Origin of the sequence: Pseudomonas sp. TNT2022 ID1044, from assembly GCF_028656895.1 — a bacterium.
In the GTDB taxonomy this organism is placed as follows: Bacteria; Pseudomonadota; Gammaproteobacteria; order Pseudomonadales; family Pseudomonadaceae; genus Aquipseudomonas; species Aquipseudomonas reinekei.
The window spans coordinates 498,503-512,512 of record NZ_JAMDHB010000001.1 but is presented as its reverse complement, the minus strand read 5'-3'; the positions used below and the strand labels follow the sequence as shown (position 1 = coordinate 512,512).

Below are 14,010 nucleotides of genomic sequence, written 5' to 3'. Positions count from 1 at the left end.
CCTTACAGGCGGAACCGATCCACCGACTGTGACAACTGCCCCGCCAGGCTCGACAACTCATCTGTCGTCGTCGCCGTCTGCCCGATCACCTTGCTATTGCCTTCCGACATCCCGGCAATCATCTCCACCTGATGGGCGATTTCGTTGCTGGCCAGGCTTTGTTCGCCGATGGTGCGGCTGATGTCGTTGACCAGTTGCGTGGTGTTGAGGGTGGCTTCGAGGATCTCGCGGATGGCGCGTTCGACGTCGGCGGTCACGGCCATGCCTTTGTCGACCTGGGCCACGCCCTCCTCCATGCTGATCACCGCTTCGCGGGTGCTTTGCTGGATGCGCGCGACCATGGCGGCGATTTCCTGGGTCGAGGCGCTGGTGCGCCCCGCCAGGCTGCGGACCTCATCGGCGACCACCGCAAAACCTCGGCCCTGCTCGCCGGCGCGGGCTGCTTCGATGGCGGCGTTGAGCGCCAGCAGGTTGGTCTGATCGGCAATGCCCTTGATCACCTGGATGATGCTGAAAATCCCTTCGGATTCCTTGTCCAGCGTACGAATCACCTGCGCCGACTGCTGCGCCGAACGGGCGATGCCATCCATGTCGTTGACCACCTGATGAATCACCCGCCCGCCATCCTTGGCCAAGGCTTCGGCCTGATTGGCCATGTCCAGCGCGCGCTCGGCGTGCCGAGTGATTTCCTCGATGCTCGCGGTCATTTCACTGGCGGCAGCGGCCATGGTGCTGGCAGCGGCGCTTTGCTGCTGACTGCTGCCGGCCACTTCGTGGCAACCGTTGCTCAGCTGCACGCTCATGCCGCTGACGCCATGGGCGTTGCTGCGCACCACTTCGATCATGCCGCGCAGATCACGCTGCATGGTGGCCAGGCTACGAATCAATCGGCTGGCTTCGTCGTTGCGCTGCGTATCGACAATCGGTTCGCTCAGGTTGCCATGGGCGATGCTGTCGGCGATGCGGCTGGCAGTCTGCAGTGGCCCCATGATGCTCACGATTGCCGAGCGACCCAGTGCCAGCAGCAACAACAGGCTGGCAATCAGCACACCGTCGACGGTGAGGTTGGCGTTGCTGATGGCCTGCGCGGTGCCTTGGCTGGTCTGTTGCGTGTTGCTTTCGATCAGCTCGCTGAGGGCGGCCATCTGGTCTTCCAGTTGGCTGAAGGCATTGTTGAAGGCGCCCAGTTCCTTTTGCGCAGCGTCGGGGTTTTCCAGAGCCAGGCTGACAATGCGCTCGGCGGCACTGATGTACGTGTCGAGGCTGGGCTTGATCTGGTTCAGCGCGGTTTTCAGGGTGTCATTGACCGGCAGTTTGAGGTTGTCCCTGAGCATCTCGCGAAAATGCCCGGTGTGCTCCTCCAGGGAACTGCGCACCTCGGCCTGGCTGCTGGTGCTTTTGCCCAATCCCACCAGCATCGCCGACAACACATCGGCGCGCAGGGCGTCGTGCATCATGTCCGCTTCAAGGTGATTGCGCAGTGCGCTCATGCCGACATCATTGTCCTGCACCGCTTGCGCCATCTGGCCATTACCCAGGTAACTGACCAGCCCCATGATCAAGGCTGTGAGGACGCCGGTGCCGATCAACAACAGTAAACGCAGTTTTATGGACACTCTGTGGTTCCTCTCTTCGCACGCTTGTCGGTCGACTAAAGTCTGATTGCTGAACAGGTTATCGACTGATAACAGGGCGAATTGAGGCCACTTCCCTGCTGATTATCTTTTTGACGACATGCGGTCGTGCGCGCACGCGAACCTTGCCGGCTCTATTCATCCATGCTGATACCCGATCCGCCCATTTCACCGGGGACATCCTTCAGTTTGGGCAATCCATCCTGGATGCGCAGCACGCGCTCCTGATAATGGACGTGCACCGCTGGCGAGTACGCGAGTCCGGGGATGACGGCGGCGTACACATCGATCAGCCCCATTCCCGGGTGCTCGGTGAAGAGGTGCCCGCCGCAGGTTTTGCACCATTTTCGGTCACTCTGCGGTGTCTTGCTGTAGGCACCGATGTTGTCGGCCCCGCGTGTCACTTGCAGCGCTTCGGGTTTCCACAGCGTAAAAGCATTGACCGGTCCTGCCGACCAATGTCGACACGACTCGCAATGGCAATAGCCCATTGCAGCCGGCTCGCCGGTGACGGTGAACTCGACTGCACCGCAAAAACAGCTGCCCTTGTACGACTGTTGAATATTCATGGAATGACTCCTTGATAAATGTCAGGCACTACCGTCGCTACCTGCCTTCACTCGTCGATGTAGCGCACCGCTGTCGCGGATGTGCGTCGTACTTGCAGTTCGAAAATGTCCGGGCGCGCGTAATGCCCGGTCACGTCGAGCGTGCGCCTTGCCGGCGCCACAAGCGTGACGTCGATGTCCGCGAACAATATGCCGGCCTCGCGGTGCAATGGACCGGCCACGAGCCGGCCTTGGGGATCGACCACCACCGAGTCACCATCGTTGATCCACTCGTCCCGATCGGGAAACAACTGCTCACGCGCCGGGAAGTCGTCCGGGATGTCACTGCCGCGAAGCACGGTGCCGCTGCCGAGCACCCAACAGCGACCTTCAAGTGCAATGTGACGCATCGTGCTGATCCAGCCCTCGCCCGTGTCGTATGTGGGCGCGATGTAGATCTCCACCCCTTGGGCGTACAGTGAATAGCGCGCCAGCGGCATGTAGTTTTCCCAGCAGATCAGTGTGCCGATGCGGCCGACCGGCGTATCGACCGTGCGCAACCCGGTTGCATCACCGAAGCCATGCACCATGCGCTCGGGATTGGTTGGCATCAGCTTGCGATGTCGGTTGAGTAATTCGCCGTCCGCGCCGATAACGACCACACTGTTATAGAGCGTGCCGCCGCCATGGCGCCGCTCGCATTCATTGATGCCGCACACAATCGTCACGCGGTGAAGGCTGGCGGCTTCGCACAATGCACTGAGGTCACCGTTGGCGATATCGACGGCATTGGCCTGTAGCCGCGCATGCAACTGGCTAATGAGAGCACCGTTCTTGCCCGCCGCCAGTCGCCAGATCCATGAGGGATAACCGGGAACGAACGATTCGGGCAATACGATCAGCATGGCGCCCGCCGCTGCCGCCTCAGCGACCGATTGCACGGCCCGGGCGATGGTCGCGCGACGATCGAGCAGCACTGGTGGGCGTTGAATGATGGCTATCTTCGTCATGATGTTCTCCGTTTGTTATTGGCTTTCGCAGGTTTGAGCGTGCGCGTAACAAATGGGCGGGGCTAGTTCAGAATCTGAAGCGTTGTAGCGTGGAGTCCAGGTGATGGAAGAAAGCTACGGTCAGTTCTGCACGGTTGCGCGCGGTGCCGAAGCACTGTGCGAGCGCTGGACACCTTTGCTCGTTCGCGAGCTGCTGTGCGGCAGCAAACGCTTCAACGAACTGCACCGCGGCGTACCACGGATGTCCACCGGCCTGCTCGCACAGCGGCTTCGCCATCTGGAAGAAATCGGCGTCGTGCGCCGCTCGGCTGTCGGCAAAGTCTGGGAGTACAGCCTGACCGAGGCGGGAGAGGAATTGCGCCCCATCATCATGGCGCTCGGCCATTGGGGCGCGCGCTGGATCGGCAGTCGCCTTCGCGATGACGAACTCGATGCAGGCCTGCTTATGTGGGACGTGCGACGCTTCGTGTGCGTCGAAGAATTCCCGTCCCGACCCGTCGTCATCCACTTCAAGTTCCACGACGCACGGCCCGGCGAGCAAGCGTGGTGGCTTGTGGTCGAACAGGGTGTGGCAGACCTGTGCCGCGACGATCCTGGACGCGAGCTGACGCTGGTCGTGGACTCCAGCGTGCGCGCATTGACCGAGGTGTGGGCTGGCGACCGCACACCGCACGAGGTCCTTCAGTCGCGGGAGCTGCGTGTCGACGGCGCAGTGAAGGATGCGCAAAACCTCTGGCGCTGGCTTGGCACGAGCGCGTTCGCCGGCACCCGCAGCGCTGCGCGCCAAACCTGAGGGTTCAAGAACAAGTCTTGGCCGTCCGACAGAAAAACCTTTAGCGAACGTCGCTTTTTTTCTGAGCCTCAAACCAGGTTGTACGACGACGCACGAACGACCAATCCATCGTCAACCTCCCCTGGGCTGCGAAGTGACCGCAAAGAAGGGCCTGCTGCGCAGTCCAGCGCGAGCAAGCGCCCTCGCCACCAGGTCAGATCTCAGGCCACGCCGACTTCCACCCTGCCCTCATTCAAGCGCACCGGCCACACTCGCAAGCGCTGTTGCGGATACTCCAGGCAAGTGCCGTCTTCCAGGCGGAAATGCTGTTTGTAGATTGGCGACGCGACGACCAGATCCCCCTTGATGCTGCCGACCAGCCCGCGCCCGATGACATTGGCTCCGGATTGCGGGTCATGGTTGTCGATGGCGTAGAGGTTTTTGCCCTCCGCGCCCGGCAGGTAAAACAGCGCCACCTGCGCACCGTCGAGCCACACCACGACACCGGAATCGCTCACCAGGTCCTGCTGGCTGCACACCGCTTGCCAGGCATCGACATTCTCCAAAGATACAGCGCGCTGCGTATTGGACAGGCTCATCAGACAGTCTCCTCGGTGACAGGGATAAGGTTGAGTTCGGCGGCCATGATCGGGCGCCGCTGACCGCGCTCCTGGACAAAGTGGATGTCCGGGTCCGGGCGTTTGTCGTTGACGAAGGTGCGGAAGCGCTTGAGTTTTTCCGGGTCTTTGAGGGCGTTGGCCCATTCGCATTCGTAACGGTTGACCACCAGTTGCATCTGCGACTCGAGTTCGGCGCCCAGGCCTAGGCTGTCGTGGATGATCACGTCCTTGAGGTAGTCCAGACCGCCCTCCAGGCTTTCGCGCCACACTGAGGTGCGCTGCAATTTGTCGGCGGTGCGGATGTAGAACATCAGGAAGCGGTCGATGTAGCGGATCAGGGTCGCATCGTCCAGATCGGTGGCGAACAACTCGGCGTGGCGCGGGCGCATGCCGCCATTGCCGGCGATATAGAGGTTCCAGCCTTTCTCGGTGGCGATCACGCCCACGTCTTTGCTCTGCGCTTCGGCGCATTCACGGGTGCAACCGGACACCGCGAATTTGAGCTTGTGCGGTGAGCGCAGGCCCTTGTAGCGGTCTTCGATGGTCAAGGCCATTTGCACGCTGTCCTGCACGCCGTAACGGCACCAGGTGCTGCCGACGCAGGATTTCACCGTGCGGGTCGATTTGCCGTAGGCGTGGCCGGTTTCGAAACCGGCTTCGATCAGTTCAGCCCAGATGTCTGGCAGTTCATGCAATTGCGCGCCGAACAGGTCGATGCGCTGGCCGCCAGTGATTTTGGTGTAGAGGTCGTATTTCTTCGCTACGACGCCGATGGCGATCAATTTGTCGGCGGTGATTTCGCCACCCGGAATGCGCGGCACCACGGAGTACGTGCCGTTTTTCTGCATGTTGGCCATGAAGGTGTCGTTGGTGTCCTGCAACGGCACCAGCGACGGGTCCATGATCGGCTGGTTCCAGCACGACGCCAGGATCGAACCCACCGCCGGTTTGCACACGTCGCAACCGGTGTGTCCCTTGCCATGTTTGGCCAGCAGTTCTTCGAAGGTGATCACCCCTTCTACCCGCACCAGCGCATACAGTTCCTGACGGGTGTAGGCGAAGTGTTCGCACAGGCTTTTGTCGACACTGACGCCACGGGCGATCAGTTCATGCTCGAAAACTTGCTTGAGCAACCCGGCGCAACCACCGCAACCGGTACAGGCCTTGGTCTGCGACTTGATCAGGCCGAGGTCGGTGCAGCCGCCGTCGATGGCCGAGCAGATAGCGCCCTTGGTCACGTTGTGGCAGGAGCAGATGGTCGCCGCTTCCGGCAAGGCGCCCGGGCCGAGGGTCGGCGCGCCTTCCGACGACGGCAGGATCAGTGCGGCCGGCTCGGACGGCAGGGCAATCGCGTTCTGCATGTATTGCAGCAGCGTGTCGTAATAGCTGTTGTCGCCGATCAGCACGGCGCCAAGCACATGCTTGCCACTGGCATCGACCACCAGGCGCCGGTAGCTGGCGGTGGTTTCATCGATGAACTGATAGCTGCGCGCGCCCGGCGTATTGGCATGGGCATCGCCGATGGAGCCGACGTCGACACCCAGCAGTTTGAGCTTGGTCGACATGTCGGCGCCCCGGAACGGCTCCGCGGCGTCATCGCACAAACGGGCGGCGACACTGCGGGCCATCTGGTAGCCCGGCGCAACCAGGCCGAACAAACTGCCATTCCACGAGGCGCACTCGCCGATGGCGTAGATGTTCGGGTCGCAGCTCAGGCACGTATCATCGATCACCACGCCACCGCGCGGGCCGATCTCCAGTGCGCATTGGCGCGCCAGCGCGTCTTGCGCGCGGATCCCGGCAGAGAACACGATCAAGTCGGTTTCGAGGAATTCGTCGTTGGCGAAATTCATCCGATAGCGATACTGCTCGCCGGCGCTGATCGATTGTGTGGCGCGGGACAGGTGCACACCGACGCCCAAGCGTTCAATCTGCGCCTTGAGCGCCAGGCCGCCGAGATCATCCAGTTGCACCGGCATCAGGCGCGGCGCGAATTCCACCACGTGGGCTTCAAGGCCCAGGCTTTTCAGGGCATTGGCCGCTTCCAGGCCGAGCAAGCCACCGCCGACCACCACACCGCGCTTGGCATTGGCCGCTGCGGCACGGATGGCGTCGAGGTCTTCCAGGGTGCGATACACCAGACGCGATTCCCCTTCGGCGCCTTCGATCGGCGGCACAAACGGGTAGGAACCGGTGGCCAGGACCAGTTTGTCGTAGGCCACGCCGCCTTGCGCCGTGATCACCTGACGACGGGCGCGATCAATTTCCAGCACCGGCACACCCAGGTGCAGCGTGACGCCCGGCGTCTGGTACAACGCCGCGTCACTCAGGGCCAGCGACTCGGCATCGCGACCGGAAAAATACTCGGACAGATGCACGCGATCGTAGGCACGCATCGGCTCTTCGCTGAAAACGTGGACGCGATAGCGCTCAAGGGCCCCGCGCTCGATCAATTGCTCGACACAATGATGTCCGACCATGCCATTGCCGATCACGATCAGCGTTTGATGCTTGTTCAACGCGGCTACATTGGAATTCATAAACGACCCTGCCCAAAGCCCATCACGGTTCAAAAAGCAAAAAAAAACGCCTGAAACCTTGCGGTTCCAGGCGTCTTTGCCTGTTCTTTTGCGGTGTTGAAACCAGACGGCCATGCCTGATCCACCGATAGTGCCCACGACCTGTGCGGTTGATCGATCCTCATTGACCGAGTGGGCGGCTTATCTTTTCCAGATAGCGCTGATGGGGTTAATGCAGTGTTTGTGCCAGTCGAGCGCAAGCTCCGAAAACATGCGCGTCGGGCTTAGCAGGTAAGGCTTTTGGCGAAGCAAGTGGAATCGTCAGCGGTTGATGCCGCAGGCGGGAATGGTTTCGAAAACCGCTTCGCACTGGTGCACGTTGCCGGACATCGCGCTTTAAAAGTGCGTAAAAAACCGTGGGGAGCCAGCCTGCTGGCGATGGCGGATATTACGGCGGACCGGGTACTGGATCAGGTTGATACACCTGGGTAGACACAATCCAGCGTGGCGAGGGAGCTTGCTCCCGCTGGACTGCGCAGCAGGCCTTCTTTTGGGGCTGCTGCGCAACCCAGCGGGAGCAAGCTCCCTCGCCACAGGTTTTTGGTGTCAGTTGCAATATTCAGTTCAGCAACACCGCGTATTACATTTGCCACGGCCAAAACGCGCTTCCTGGCGCTCCCGGAAGAACGCCTCATAACTCATCACCGGCTCGCCCGGTTGCTTGATCGCCATCTGCGCAACGTAGTTGTCGTAATCGGGCATGCCCACCATCGAACGTCCGCCCTGGCTTAAGAAACGCGCGGCTTGCTGCAGTTTACGGAACATGGCAATGCTCTCTTCAAGGTATTGGACGACCCTATCAAAACCCATGTTTGTATCTGCAATGTGTCGAGGCGCTGGGGCTTTGTATTTTCCTGTAATCCGAAGACCGCGACCATTTGGCGCATGACCGGCCGGCCATCGATTGAGCGCCAATGGGCAACAGTTTGTTAACATCCCTGCGCTTTTTTTCGTCTGATCCGTCAGGCACTGTGTTCCATCTGTCGCTACACAGGATGTTTTTTTCCATGAGTACGTTGTATTCCCGTCGCACGGTCCTGCAAGGCATGAGCCTGCTGAGCCTTGGCCTGCTCGCCGGCTGCGATGACAGCAGCAAGCTGTCGTTCAAGTACGGCAAGGACCTGAGCGACAAGATCATGGGCCGTTCCTTCAAGCTCAAGGACACCGAGGGCGAAACCCGGATGCTCGGCAGCTATCGGGGTCTGATGCCGATGATCTTCTTCGGTTTCACCCAGTGCCCGGCCGTCTGCCCGACCACGCTGGCCCGTGCCGCCCAGGCAAAAAAACTGATGGGCCGCGATGGCGAGCGCCTGCAAGTGGTTTTCATCACACTGGACCCCGAGCGCGACACCCCCGAATTGCTCGACAAGTACGTCAAGGCCTTCGACCCGAGTTTCGAAGCGCTGCATGGCACGCTGGAAGAAACCGCCGCCACCGCCAAGGAGTTCGGCGTATTCTTCGAGAAGGTTCCGAGCGGCGACACCTACACCCTGTCCCACACGGCTACCAGTTTCGTGTTCGACTCCCGGGGCAACTTGCGCCTTGGCCTGTCCGCGTCCCTTACCGCTCAAGAGTGCGCAGAAGACCTGCTCACCGTCATGGAGGTTTGCTGATGATTTCGTTCTGCGCGCCGCGTATCAAACAACTGGCCCTGGGTCTCTCCCTGCTGGGCATGGCCTGGCAGGTGTCGGCGCAAACCCAGGTCGACGACGCCTGGGTCCGCGCAACCGTGGCCGGCCAGCCTTCGAGCGGCGCCTTCATGACCCTCAAGGCAGACACCGACAGCAAGCTGCTGAGCGTAGAGTCGCCGGTGGCGAAAATGGTGCAGATTCACCAGTCGAGCATGAAGGACGATGTCATGAGCATGCAGCAGGTCGAGTCCGTTGCCCTGCCCGCCGGCAAAGCCGTGAGCTTTGACCCCCATGGTTATCACATCATGCTCATGAACCTGACAGGGCAGATCAAGGCAGGCGACACCGTGCCCCTGACCCTGACCGTGGAAAACGCCAAGGGCGAGAAGGAAACCCTCAGCGTACAGGCCACGGCCCGCGCGCTCGACACGATGGATCACGGCAACATGGATCACAGCAAGATGGACCACAGCAAGATGTAATGAGGGTCTGACGGCCTCCCCCACGAGGCCGTTGTTTGAATAGAGGTGCGTACCATGACGACGAACAGCGAAACCGCCATCCTTGCCGGCGGCTGCTTCTGGGGCATGCAGGATCTGCTAAGGCGCTACCCGGGCGTGATCTCCACGCGGGTTGGCTACTCGGGCGGCGATGTGCCCAATGCGACTTACCGCAACCATGGCACTCACGCCGAAGCGATTGAAATCGTCTTCGACCCGGCGCAGATCAGCTATCGACAGATCCTCGAGTTTTTCTTCCAGATCCACGACCCGAGCACTCAGAATCGCCAGGGCAACGACGTGGGCACCAGCTATCGTTCGGCCATTTATTACCTCAGCGAAGAGCAAAAGCGGGTCGCTGAAGACACCGTGGCCGATGTCGACGCCTCCAACCTCTGGCCGGGCAAGGTGGTCACCGAAATCCAACCCGCCGGAGCGTTCTGGGAAGCGGAACCTGAACATCAGGATTATCTGGAACGGCTGCCCGAGGGGTATACCTGCCACTTCATCCGGCCGAACTGGACGCTGCCGAAACGCGGGTAGTACCGCGTCGGCTGTCTTTGATTCACTGGGGGAGCGAACTCACTACGGCTACTTTGCGCTTTGAACCGGCGCGTGCTGCGCCATCAGCTCGGCGACCCAATCAATGAATACCCGCACCTTTCGGCTGATATGCCGATTCGGCGGGAACGCCACGTAAAGCGGCATCGGCTCAAGGCTCCAGCCCTCGAACAGCGGCACCAGCTCGCCACGCGCCAGCCACGGTTTGGACAGGTAGTCGGGTAACCAGAGAACGCCCATGCCGGCCAGGCCCGCTGCGATGTAGGCGTTGCCATCGTCGACAGCCAACACGTAACGCCCCTTGATCTCAAGACTTTCGTTGTGATTGCGCATCGCATAAGGCACGGCCTTGCCGGTACGCGCCCACAGGAAGCCGACGATGCGATGCTCGGAATCTTCCAGATCCTTGGGATGCAACGGGGTGCCGACCCGCTCCAGATAACTCGGCGCCGCAAACACCCCCAGTTGCAGGTCGCCCACGCGCCGGGCCATGAGCGATTGATCGGTCAACTCGCCACCGCGCACCACGCAATCGACGTTTTCATCGATCAAGTCGACGATGCGGTCACTGACGCCCATGTCGATCTGAATATCCGGGTAGCGGGCATGAAAGGCCGGCAATGCCGGGACCAAAATCATGCTGGCCAACGGACTGGGCACATCCACCCGCAGTCGGCCCCTGGGCAGCGTTGACGCGCTCGACAGACTGGTTTCGGCATCGTCCAGATCGGCCAGCAGCCGTACCACGCGCTCGTAGTAAACGGCACCATCGGCGGTGACGTTGACCTTGCGTGTCGTACGGTTGAGTAATTTGACCCGCAGGCGCGCCTCCAGTTGTTGCACCAGTTGCGTCACGGTGGTCTTGCTCATGTGCAGCGTTTCGGCGGCCTTGGTGAAGCTGCCCGCCTCCACCACCCGGGCAAACGCCTGCATTGCATCGAAACGGTCCATACCTGCCCCGTATAGCTGTCGGATTGTTTGGGATATACAAACAGTGATAGTTGCAGTTGCTCGTTTATCGGGCAAGTGCCTGCCCGTAGAGTCCCTTCATCGTTAATCGAAGGAGGTTGTCATGAGTCAGCGTGATGTTGTTTTCCCACCCGGACGCCAGGCGCTTTACGAGCGCAATCGCTACTCGCCGGCGATCCGTTCCAATGGTTTTTTGTTTGTGTCGGGGCAAGTGGGCAGTGCCGAGGATGGCTCGCCCGTGGCAGATCTGGAGGAACAGGTCCGCCAAGCGTTCAACAACCTGAACGGGATTCTGAACGCGGCCGGTTGCAGCTTCGACGATGTGGTGGACGTTACCGTCTTCATGGTCGATCCCCAATCGACGTTCGAGCGGATCTGGAAAGTGGTGCCTGAGTTCTGGGGCCAGGCACCGCATCCGACATTGACCGCCGTCGGTGTCACCTGGCTTTATGGGTTTGAATTCGAAATCAAGGTCATCGCCAAGCTTGCGCAAACGCCTGCAAGCTAAGCCGTTGTTCGCCCGTGCAGGAGCAAGCTTGCTCGCGATAGCGTCGGTTCAGTCAACGCCATCGCCGGCAGGCTCACTCCCACAAGGCCCTTCAGCGCTTAGTGAGGCGCGCGGGGAATGGTTTTGAGCAGGTCTTCCGGGCTGATGTGGCCGACCACCGGCTGAACGCTGCCCGGTTGCGGCAGGCCAAGGATGTGGCCTTTCATCTTGCCGATGATGTGCATTTCACAAGGCTTGCAGTCGAACTTCAACGTCAGCACTTCATCACCGTGGATCAGTTGCATCGGCGCGACCTTGGTGCGCACGCCAGTCACACCCTTCGCCTGCTTGGGGCAGAGGTTGAAGGAGAAACGCAGGCAGTGCTTGGTGATCATCACCGGCACCTCACCGGCCTCTTCATGCGCCTCGTACGCCGCGTCGATCAGCTTGACCCCGTGACGGTGATAGAAATCGCGGGCCTTCTGGTTGTAGACGTTGGCCAGGAACGACAGGTGCGACTCCGGGTACACCGGTGGCGGTGAAGTTTCGGCCTTACGGCCACCACGCGGATGGGCGGCGACCCGTGCTTCGGTCAAGGCTTCAATCACCTCACGGCGCAAGGCCTTGAGCTGCGAGTTCGGGATGAAGTACGCCTGCGGCGCATCGAGCTTGATGTCGATGGCGTGGTACTGCGTAGTACCCAGCTGGCCGAGCAGATCCTGCAATTGCTCCAGCGCCTGTTCCGGTTTGTTGGCCGCGCCGAACGGGCCATTCAACGTGACGCTGGCGCTGACGCCTTCTTCACTGGTCGCCGTCAATTCGAGCTGCTCTTCACGCAGGCGAGCAACCCAACGCAGGGCCACACGGCGCTCGGCAGAAGTCTTTTGCAACGCCTGCTGCCAATTGTGATCGAGGTTGCGATTGAGCGGATGGTTGGGGCGCAGCTTGTACATCCCTTCCGGCATCTCGTTGGGCTCGACGCGATAGCGATAACGCTTCTCGCCGTCCTCCTCGAACTCGCCCTTGGGTTCGGCGATGTTCGCGCGAAAACCCACGACTTCACGCTTGACCAGCACGTTGAGACCGTCACCGTTGGACAGCGGCTCGTGCGTCACGACTTGCATGTCGCGCTTGGCGACTTTTTCGACGACGCCCACGGGCAAACCGGTGAAGGTCGGCGAGTCAAAGGCGCCAATGTCGATCTTGCGGTCAGTGACGAAGTAATCGGTGCTGCCACGGTGGAAGGTTTTTTCCGGGTCGGGCAGGAAAAAGTGCGCGGTGCGACCGCTGGAGGCGCGGGCCAGATCCGGACGCTCTTCGAGCACGGCGTCGAGGCGCTGGCGGTAATAGGCGGTGATGTTCTTCACATAGCCCATGTCCTTATAGCGGCCCTCGATCTTGAACGAACGCACGCCCGCTTCGACCAGGGCGCGGATGTTGGCGCTCTGGTTGTTGTCCTTCATCGACAGCAGGTGCTTTTCGTAAGCGATCACGCCACCCTTTTCATCTTTGAGGGTGTACGGCAAACGGCAAGCCTGGGAGCAGTCGCCACGGTTGGCACTGCGGCCGGTCTGCGCATGGGAGATGTTGCACTGCCCGGAGAACGCCACGCACAGGGCGCCGTGGATGAAAAACTCGATCGCCGCGTCGGTCTCGTCGGCGATGGCGCGGATTTCCTGCAGGTTCAGTTCACGGGCCAGAACCAGTTGCGAGAAGCCGGCCTGGTCGAGGAACTTCGCCCGCGCCAGGGTGCGGATGTCGGTCTGGGTGCTGGCGTGCAGCTCGATCGGCGGGATGTCCAGTTCCATCACGCCCAGGTCCTGGACGATCAACGCATCGACACCGGCATCGTACAGTTGGTGGATCAGCTTGCGGGCCGGCTCCAGCTCGTTGTCGTGCAGGATCGTGTTGATGGTGGTGAACACCCGGGCGTGGTAACGACGGGCGAATTCCACCAGTTCGGCGATTTCGCTCACTTCGTTGCAGGCGTTGTGGCGGGCGCCGAAGCTCGGGCCACCGATGTAGATTGCATCGGCGCCATGCAGGATGGCCTCGCGGGCGATGGCTACGTCGCGGGCGGGGCTGAGCAATTCCAGATGATGTTTGGGCAGGGACATAATATTTTTTTAGTCAGGCTGTCACGGTCGAGGCGCGCATTGTACCGGTGAAACGCCTGACCGGCACCCGTAGGCTGCCGGGTGGCGTTCGCTTGGGCCTGACTGGCCCCAATCCCTGTGGGAGCGGGCTTGCCCGCTCCCACAGGTTTTGTGTGTTGCTGCGGTCAGGCCTTGGCCGCCATCGCGGTGACTTCCACGCGCATGCCTTCCACCGCCAGTGCAGCCACGCCAACAGCGGCGCGAACCGGCCATGGCTTGGCGAAGAAGCGCTTGTACACCTCGTTGAAAGCCGCGCGGTCGGCCATGTCGGTGAGGTAAATGGTCAGGTGCAACACGCGATCCATGGAACTGCCGGCGCGCTCCAATGCAACCTTGAGCGCTTGCAGCGTGCATTCGCTTTGCAGGGTGATATCGCCCAGCTCCAGGCTACCGTCGGCGCGGGTGGGAATCTGGGTCGAGACCAGCATGCCGCCGAAACCGGCCACGTCGGAGGAAATGGAGTCTGCGTCGGGATCGGGCGTGAACGTGATGTCTTGGTTGGCCATGGGACTCTCTTGCTTGAGGAAGTAAACAGGCGCCGCC

15 protein-coding genes and 1 pseudogene are annotated in these 14,010 nt (G+C 61.0%); 6 read left to right on the top strand and 10 right to left on the bottom strand.

The annotated features are described in order from the left end of the window. Positions 1–2: 2 nt before the first annotated feature. The 4 genes and pseudogenes from M5G20_RS30190 to M5G20_RS02360 form a co-directional block, all read right to left on the bottom strand. Positions 3–728, bottom strand: coding sequence for a methyl-accepting chemotaxis protein (locus M5G20_RS30190; RefSeq protein ID WP_443218283.1), 726 nt, complete (start codon positions 726–728; stop codon positions 3–5). Between the two features lie 132 nt (positions 729–860). After that, a pseudogene (locus tag M5G20_RS30185) lies at positions 861–1,616 on the bottom strand (MCP four helix bundle domain-containing protein); the annotation flags it as partial. Between the two features lie 152 nt (positions 1,617–1,768). After that, positions 1,769–2,203 carry a GFA family protein gene (locus M5G20_RS02365; protein WP_273917712.1) on the bottom strand — a complete coding sequence of 145 codons (435 nt, stop codon included), beginning with the start codon at positions 2,201–2,203 and terminating at the stop codon, positions 1,769–1,771. A gap of 47 nt (positions 2,204–2,250) precedes the next feature. After that, a complete protein-coding gene (locus M5G20_RS02360; RefSeq protein ID WP_273917711.1) occupies positions 2,251–3,192 on the bottom strand; it encodes a carbon-nitrogen hydrolase family protein in 942 nt (313 codons plus the stop codon). 103 nt (positions 3,193–3,295) lie between these two features. Between M5G20_RS02360 and M5G20_RS02355 the strand changes: the two genes are divergently transcribed. Next, positions 3,296–3,985 (top strand): winged helix-turn-helix transcriptional regulator, encoded by a 690-nt coding sequence (locus M5G20_RS02355; protein WP_273917710.1) that lies wholly within the window; start codon positions 3,296–3,298, stop codon positions 3,983–3,985. A 200-nt stretch (positions 3,986–4,185) separates the two neighbouring features. Here the strand turns inward: M5G20_RS02355 and nirD are convergent, their stop codons facing one another. Then, positions 4,186–4,563 carry a nitrite reductase small subunit NirD gene (gene nirD / locus M5G20_RS02350; RefSeq protein ID WP_273917709.1) on the bottom strand — a complete coding sequence of 126 codons (378 nt, stop codon included), beginning with the start codon at positions 4,561–4,563 and terminating at the stop codon, positions 4,186–4,188. Further along, on the bottom strand, positions 4,563–7,124 hold the full coding sequence (gene nirB / locus M5G20_RS02345; RefSeq protein ID WP_273917708.1) for a nitrite reductase large subunit NirB: 2,562 nt from the start codon (positions 7,122–7,124) through the stop codon (positions 4,563–4,565). The genes nirD and nirB overlap by 1 nt, the downstream gene beginning before the upstream one ends. Before the next feature lie 279 nt (positions 7,125–7,403). On the opposite strand from nirB, the gene M5G20_RS02340 reads away from it, so the two are divergent. After that, positions 7,404–7,595, top strand: a complete 192-nt coding sequence (locus M5G20_RS02340; RefSeq protein ID WP_273917707.1) for a hypothetical protein — start codon at positions 7,404–7,406, stop codon at positions 7,593–7,595. Positions 7,596–7,727: 132 nt separating this feature from the next. Here M5G20_RS02340 and M5G20_RS02335 read toward each other — a convergent pair whose 3' ends face one another. Continuing rightward, positions 7,728–7,928 carry a YbdD/YjiX family protein gene (locus tag M5G20_RS02335; RefSeq protein ID WP_273917706.1) on the bottom strand — a complete coding sequence of 67 codons (201 nt, stop codon included), beginning with the start codon at positions 7,926–7,928 and terminating at the stop codon, positions 7,728–7,730. 242 nt (positions 7,929–8,170) lie between these two features. On the opposite strand from M5G20_RS02335, the gene M5G20_RS02330 reads away from it, so the two are divergent. The 3 genes from M5G20_RS02330 to msrA are packed head-to-tail and all read left to right on the top strand — an operon-like array spanning position 8,171 to position 9,837. Continuing rightward, on the top strand, positions 8,171–8,776 hold the full coding sequence (locus M5G20_RS02330; RefSeq protein WP_150732611.1) for an SCO family protein: 606 nt from the start codon (positions 8,171–8,173) through the stop codon (positions 8,774–8,776). Beyond that, positions 8,776–9,276 carry a copper chaperone PCu(A)C gene (locus M5G20_RS02325; RefSeq protein WP_273917705.1) on the top strand — a complete coding sequence of 167 codons (501 nt, stop codon included), beginning with the start codon at positions 8,776–8,778 and terminating at the stop codon, positions 9,274–9,276. The genes M5G20_RS02330 and M5G20_RS02325 overlap by 1 nt, the downstream gene beginning before the upstream one ends. A 54-nt stretch (positions 9,277–9,330) precedes the next feature. Further along, a complete protein-coding gene (msrA, locus tag M5G20_RS02320) occupies positions 9,331–9,837 on the top strand; it encodes a peptide-methionine (S)-S-oxide reductase MsrA (RefSeq protein ID WP_273917704.1) in 507 nt (168 codons plus the stop codon). Between the two features lie 48 nt (positions 9,838–9,885). Here the strand turns inward: msrA and M5G20_RS02315 are convergent, their stop codons facing one another. Further along, positions 9,886–10,806: a LysR family transcriptional regulator gene (locus M5G20_RS02315; RefSeq protein WP_273917703.1), complete on the bottom strand. Its 921-nt coding sequence runs from the start codon at positions 10,804–10,806 to the stop codon at positions 9,886–9,888. Positions 10,807–10,927: 121 nt separating this feature from the next. Between M5G20_RS02315 and M5G20_RS02310 the strand changes: the two genes are divergently transcribed. Next, entirely contained in the window at positions 10,928–11,332 is a 405-nt protein-coding gene (locus M5G20_RS02310; protein WP_273917702.1) for a RidA family protein, read from the top strand. A 98-nt stretch (positions 11,333–11,430) separates the two neighbouring features. On the opposite strand, the gene M5G20_RS02305 is transcribed toward M5G20_RS02310, so the two are convergent. After that, positions 11,431–13,428, bottom strand: coding sequence for a peptidase U32 family protein (locus M5G20_RS02305; RefSeq protein ID WP_273917701.1), 1,998 nt, complete (start codon positions 13,426–13,428; stop codon positions 11,431–11,433). 164 nt (positions 13,429–13,592) lie between these two features. After that, on the bottom strand, positions 13,593–13,973 hold the full coding sequence (locus tag M5G20_RS02300; RefSeq protein ID WP_010459079.1) for a RidA family protein: 381 nt from the start codon (positions 13,971–13,973) through the stop codon (positions 13,593–13,595). Between the last annotated feature and the right edge of the window lie 37 nt (positions 13,974–14,010).

What these genes read in the sequence shown, in the direction of transcription:
- M5G20_RS02315 (WP_273917703.1), bottom strand. Translation starts at nt 10,806, where the DNA reads ATGGACCGTTTCGATGCAATGCAGGCGTTTGCCCGGGTGGTGGAGGCG.
- M5G20_RS02305 (WP_273917701.1), bottom strand. Translation starts at nt 13,428, where the DNA reads ATGTCCCTGCCCAAACATCATCTGGAATTGCTCAGCCCCGCCCGCGAC.
- M5G20_RS02355 (WP_273917710.1), top strand. Translation starts at nt 3,296, where the DNA reads ATGGAAGAAAGCTACGGTCAGTTCTGCACGGTTGCGCGCGGTGCCGAA.
- M5G20_RS02325 (WP_273917705.1), top strand. Translation starts at nt 8,776, where the DNA reads ATGATTTCGTTCTGCGCGCCGCGTATCAAACAACTGGCCCTGGGTCTC.
- M5G20_RS02365 (WP_273917712.1), bottom strand. Translation starts at nt 2,203, where the DNA reads ATGAATATTCAACAGTCGTACAAGGGCAGCTGTTTTTGCGGTGCAGTC.
- nirB (WP_273917708.1), bottom strand. Translation starts at nt 7,124, where the DNA reads ATGAATTCCAATGTAGCCGCGTTGAACAAGCATCAAACGCTGATCGTG.
- M5G20_RS02310 (WP_273917702.1), top strand. Translation starts at nt 10,928, where the DNA reads ATGAGTCAGCGTGATGTTGTTTTCCCACCCGGACGCCAGGCGCTTTAC.
- M5G20_RS02335 (WP_273917706.1), bottom strand. Translation starts at nt 7,928, where the DNA reads ATGTTCCGTAAACTGCAGCAAGCCGCGCGTTTCTTAAGCCAGGGCGGA.
- M5G20_RS02330 (WP_150732611.1), top strand. Translation starts at nt 8,171, where the DNA reads ATGAGTACGTTGTATTCCCGTCGCACGGTCCTGCAAGGCATGAGCCTG.
- nirD (WP_273917709.1), bottom strand. Translation starts at nt 4,563, where the DNA reads ATGAGCCTGTCCAATACGCAGCGCGCTGTATCTTTGGAGAATGTCGAT.
- M5G20_RS02360 (WP_273917711.1), bottom strand. Translation starts at nt 3,192, where the DNA reads ATGACGAAGATAGCCATCATTCAACGCCCACCAGTGCTGCTCGATCGT.
- M5G20_RS02300 (WP_010459079.1), bottom strand. Translation starts at nt 13,973, where the DNA reads ATGGCCAACCAAGACATCACGTTCACGCCCGATCCCGACGCAGACTCC.
- M5G20_RS30190 (WP_443218283.1), bottom strand. Translation starts at nt 728, where the DNA reads ATGGCCGCTGCCGCCAGTGAAATGACCGCGAGCATCGAGGAAATCACT.
- msrA (WP_273917704.1), top strand. Translation starts at nt 9,331, where the DNA reads ATGACGACGAACAGCGAAACCGCCATCCTTGCCGGCGGCTGCTTCTGG.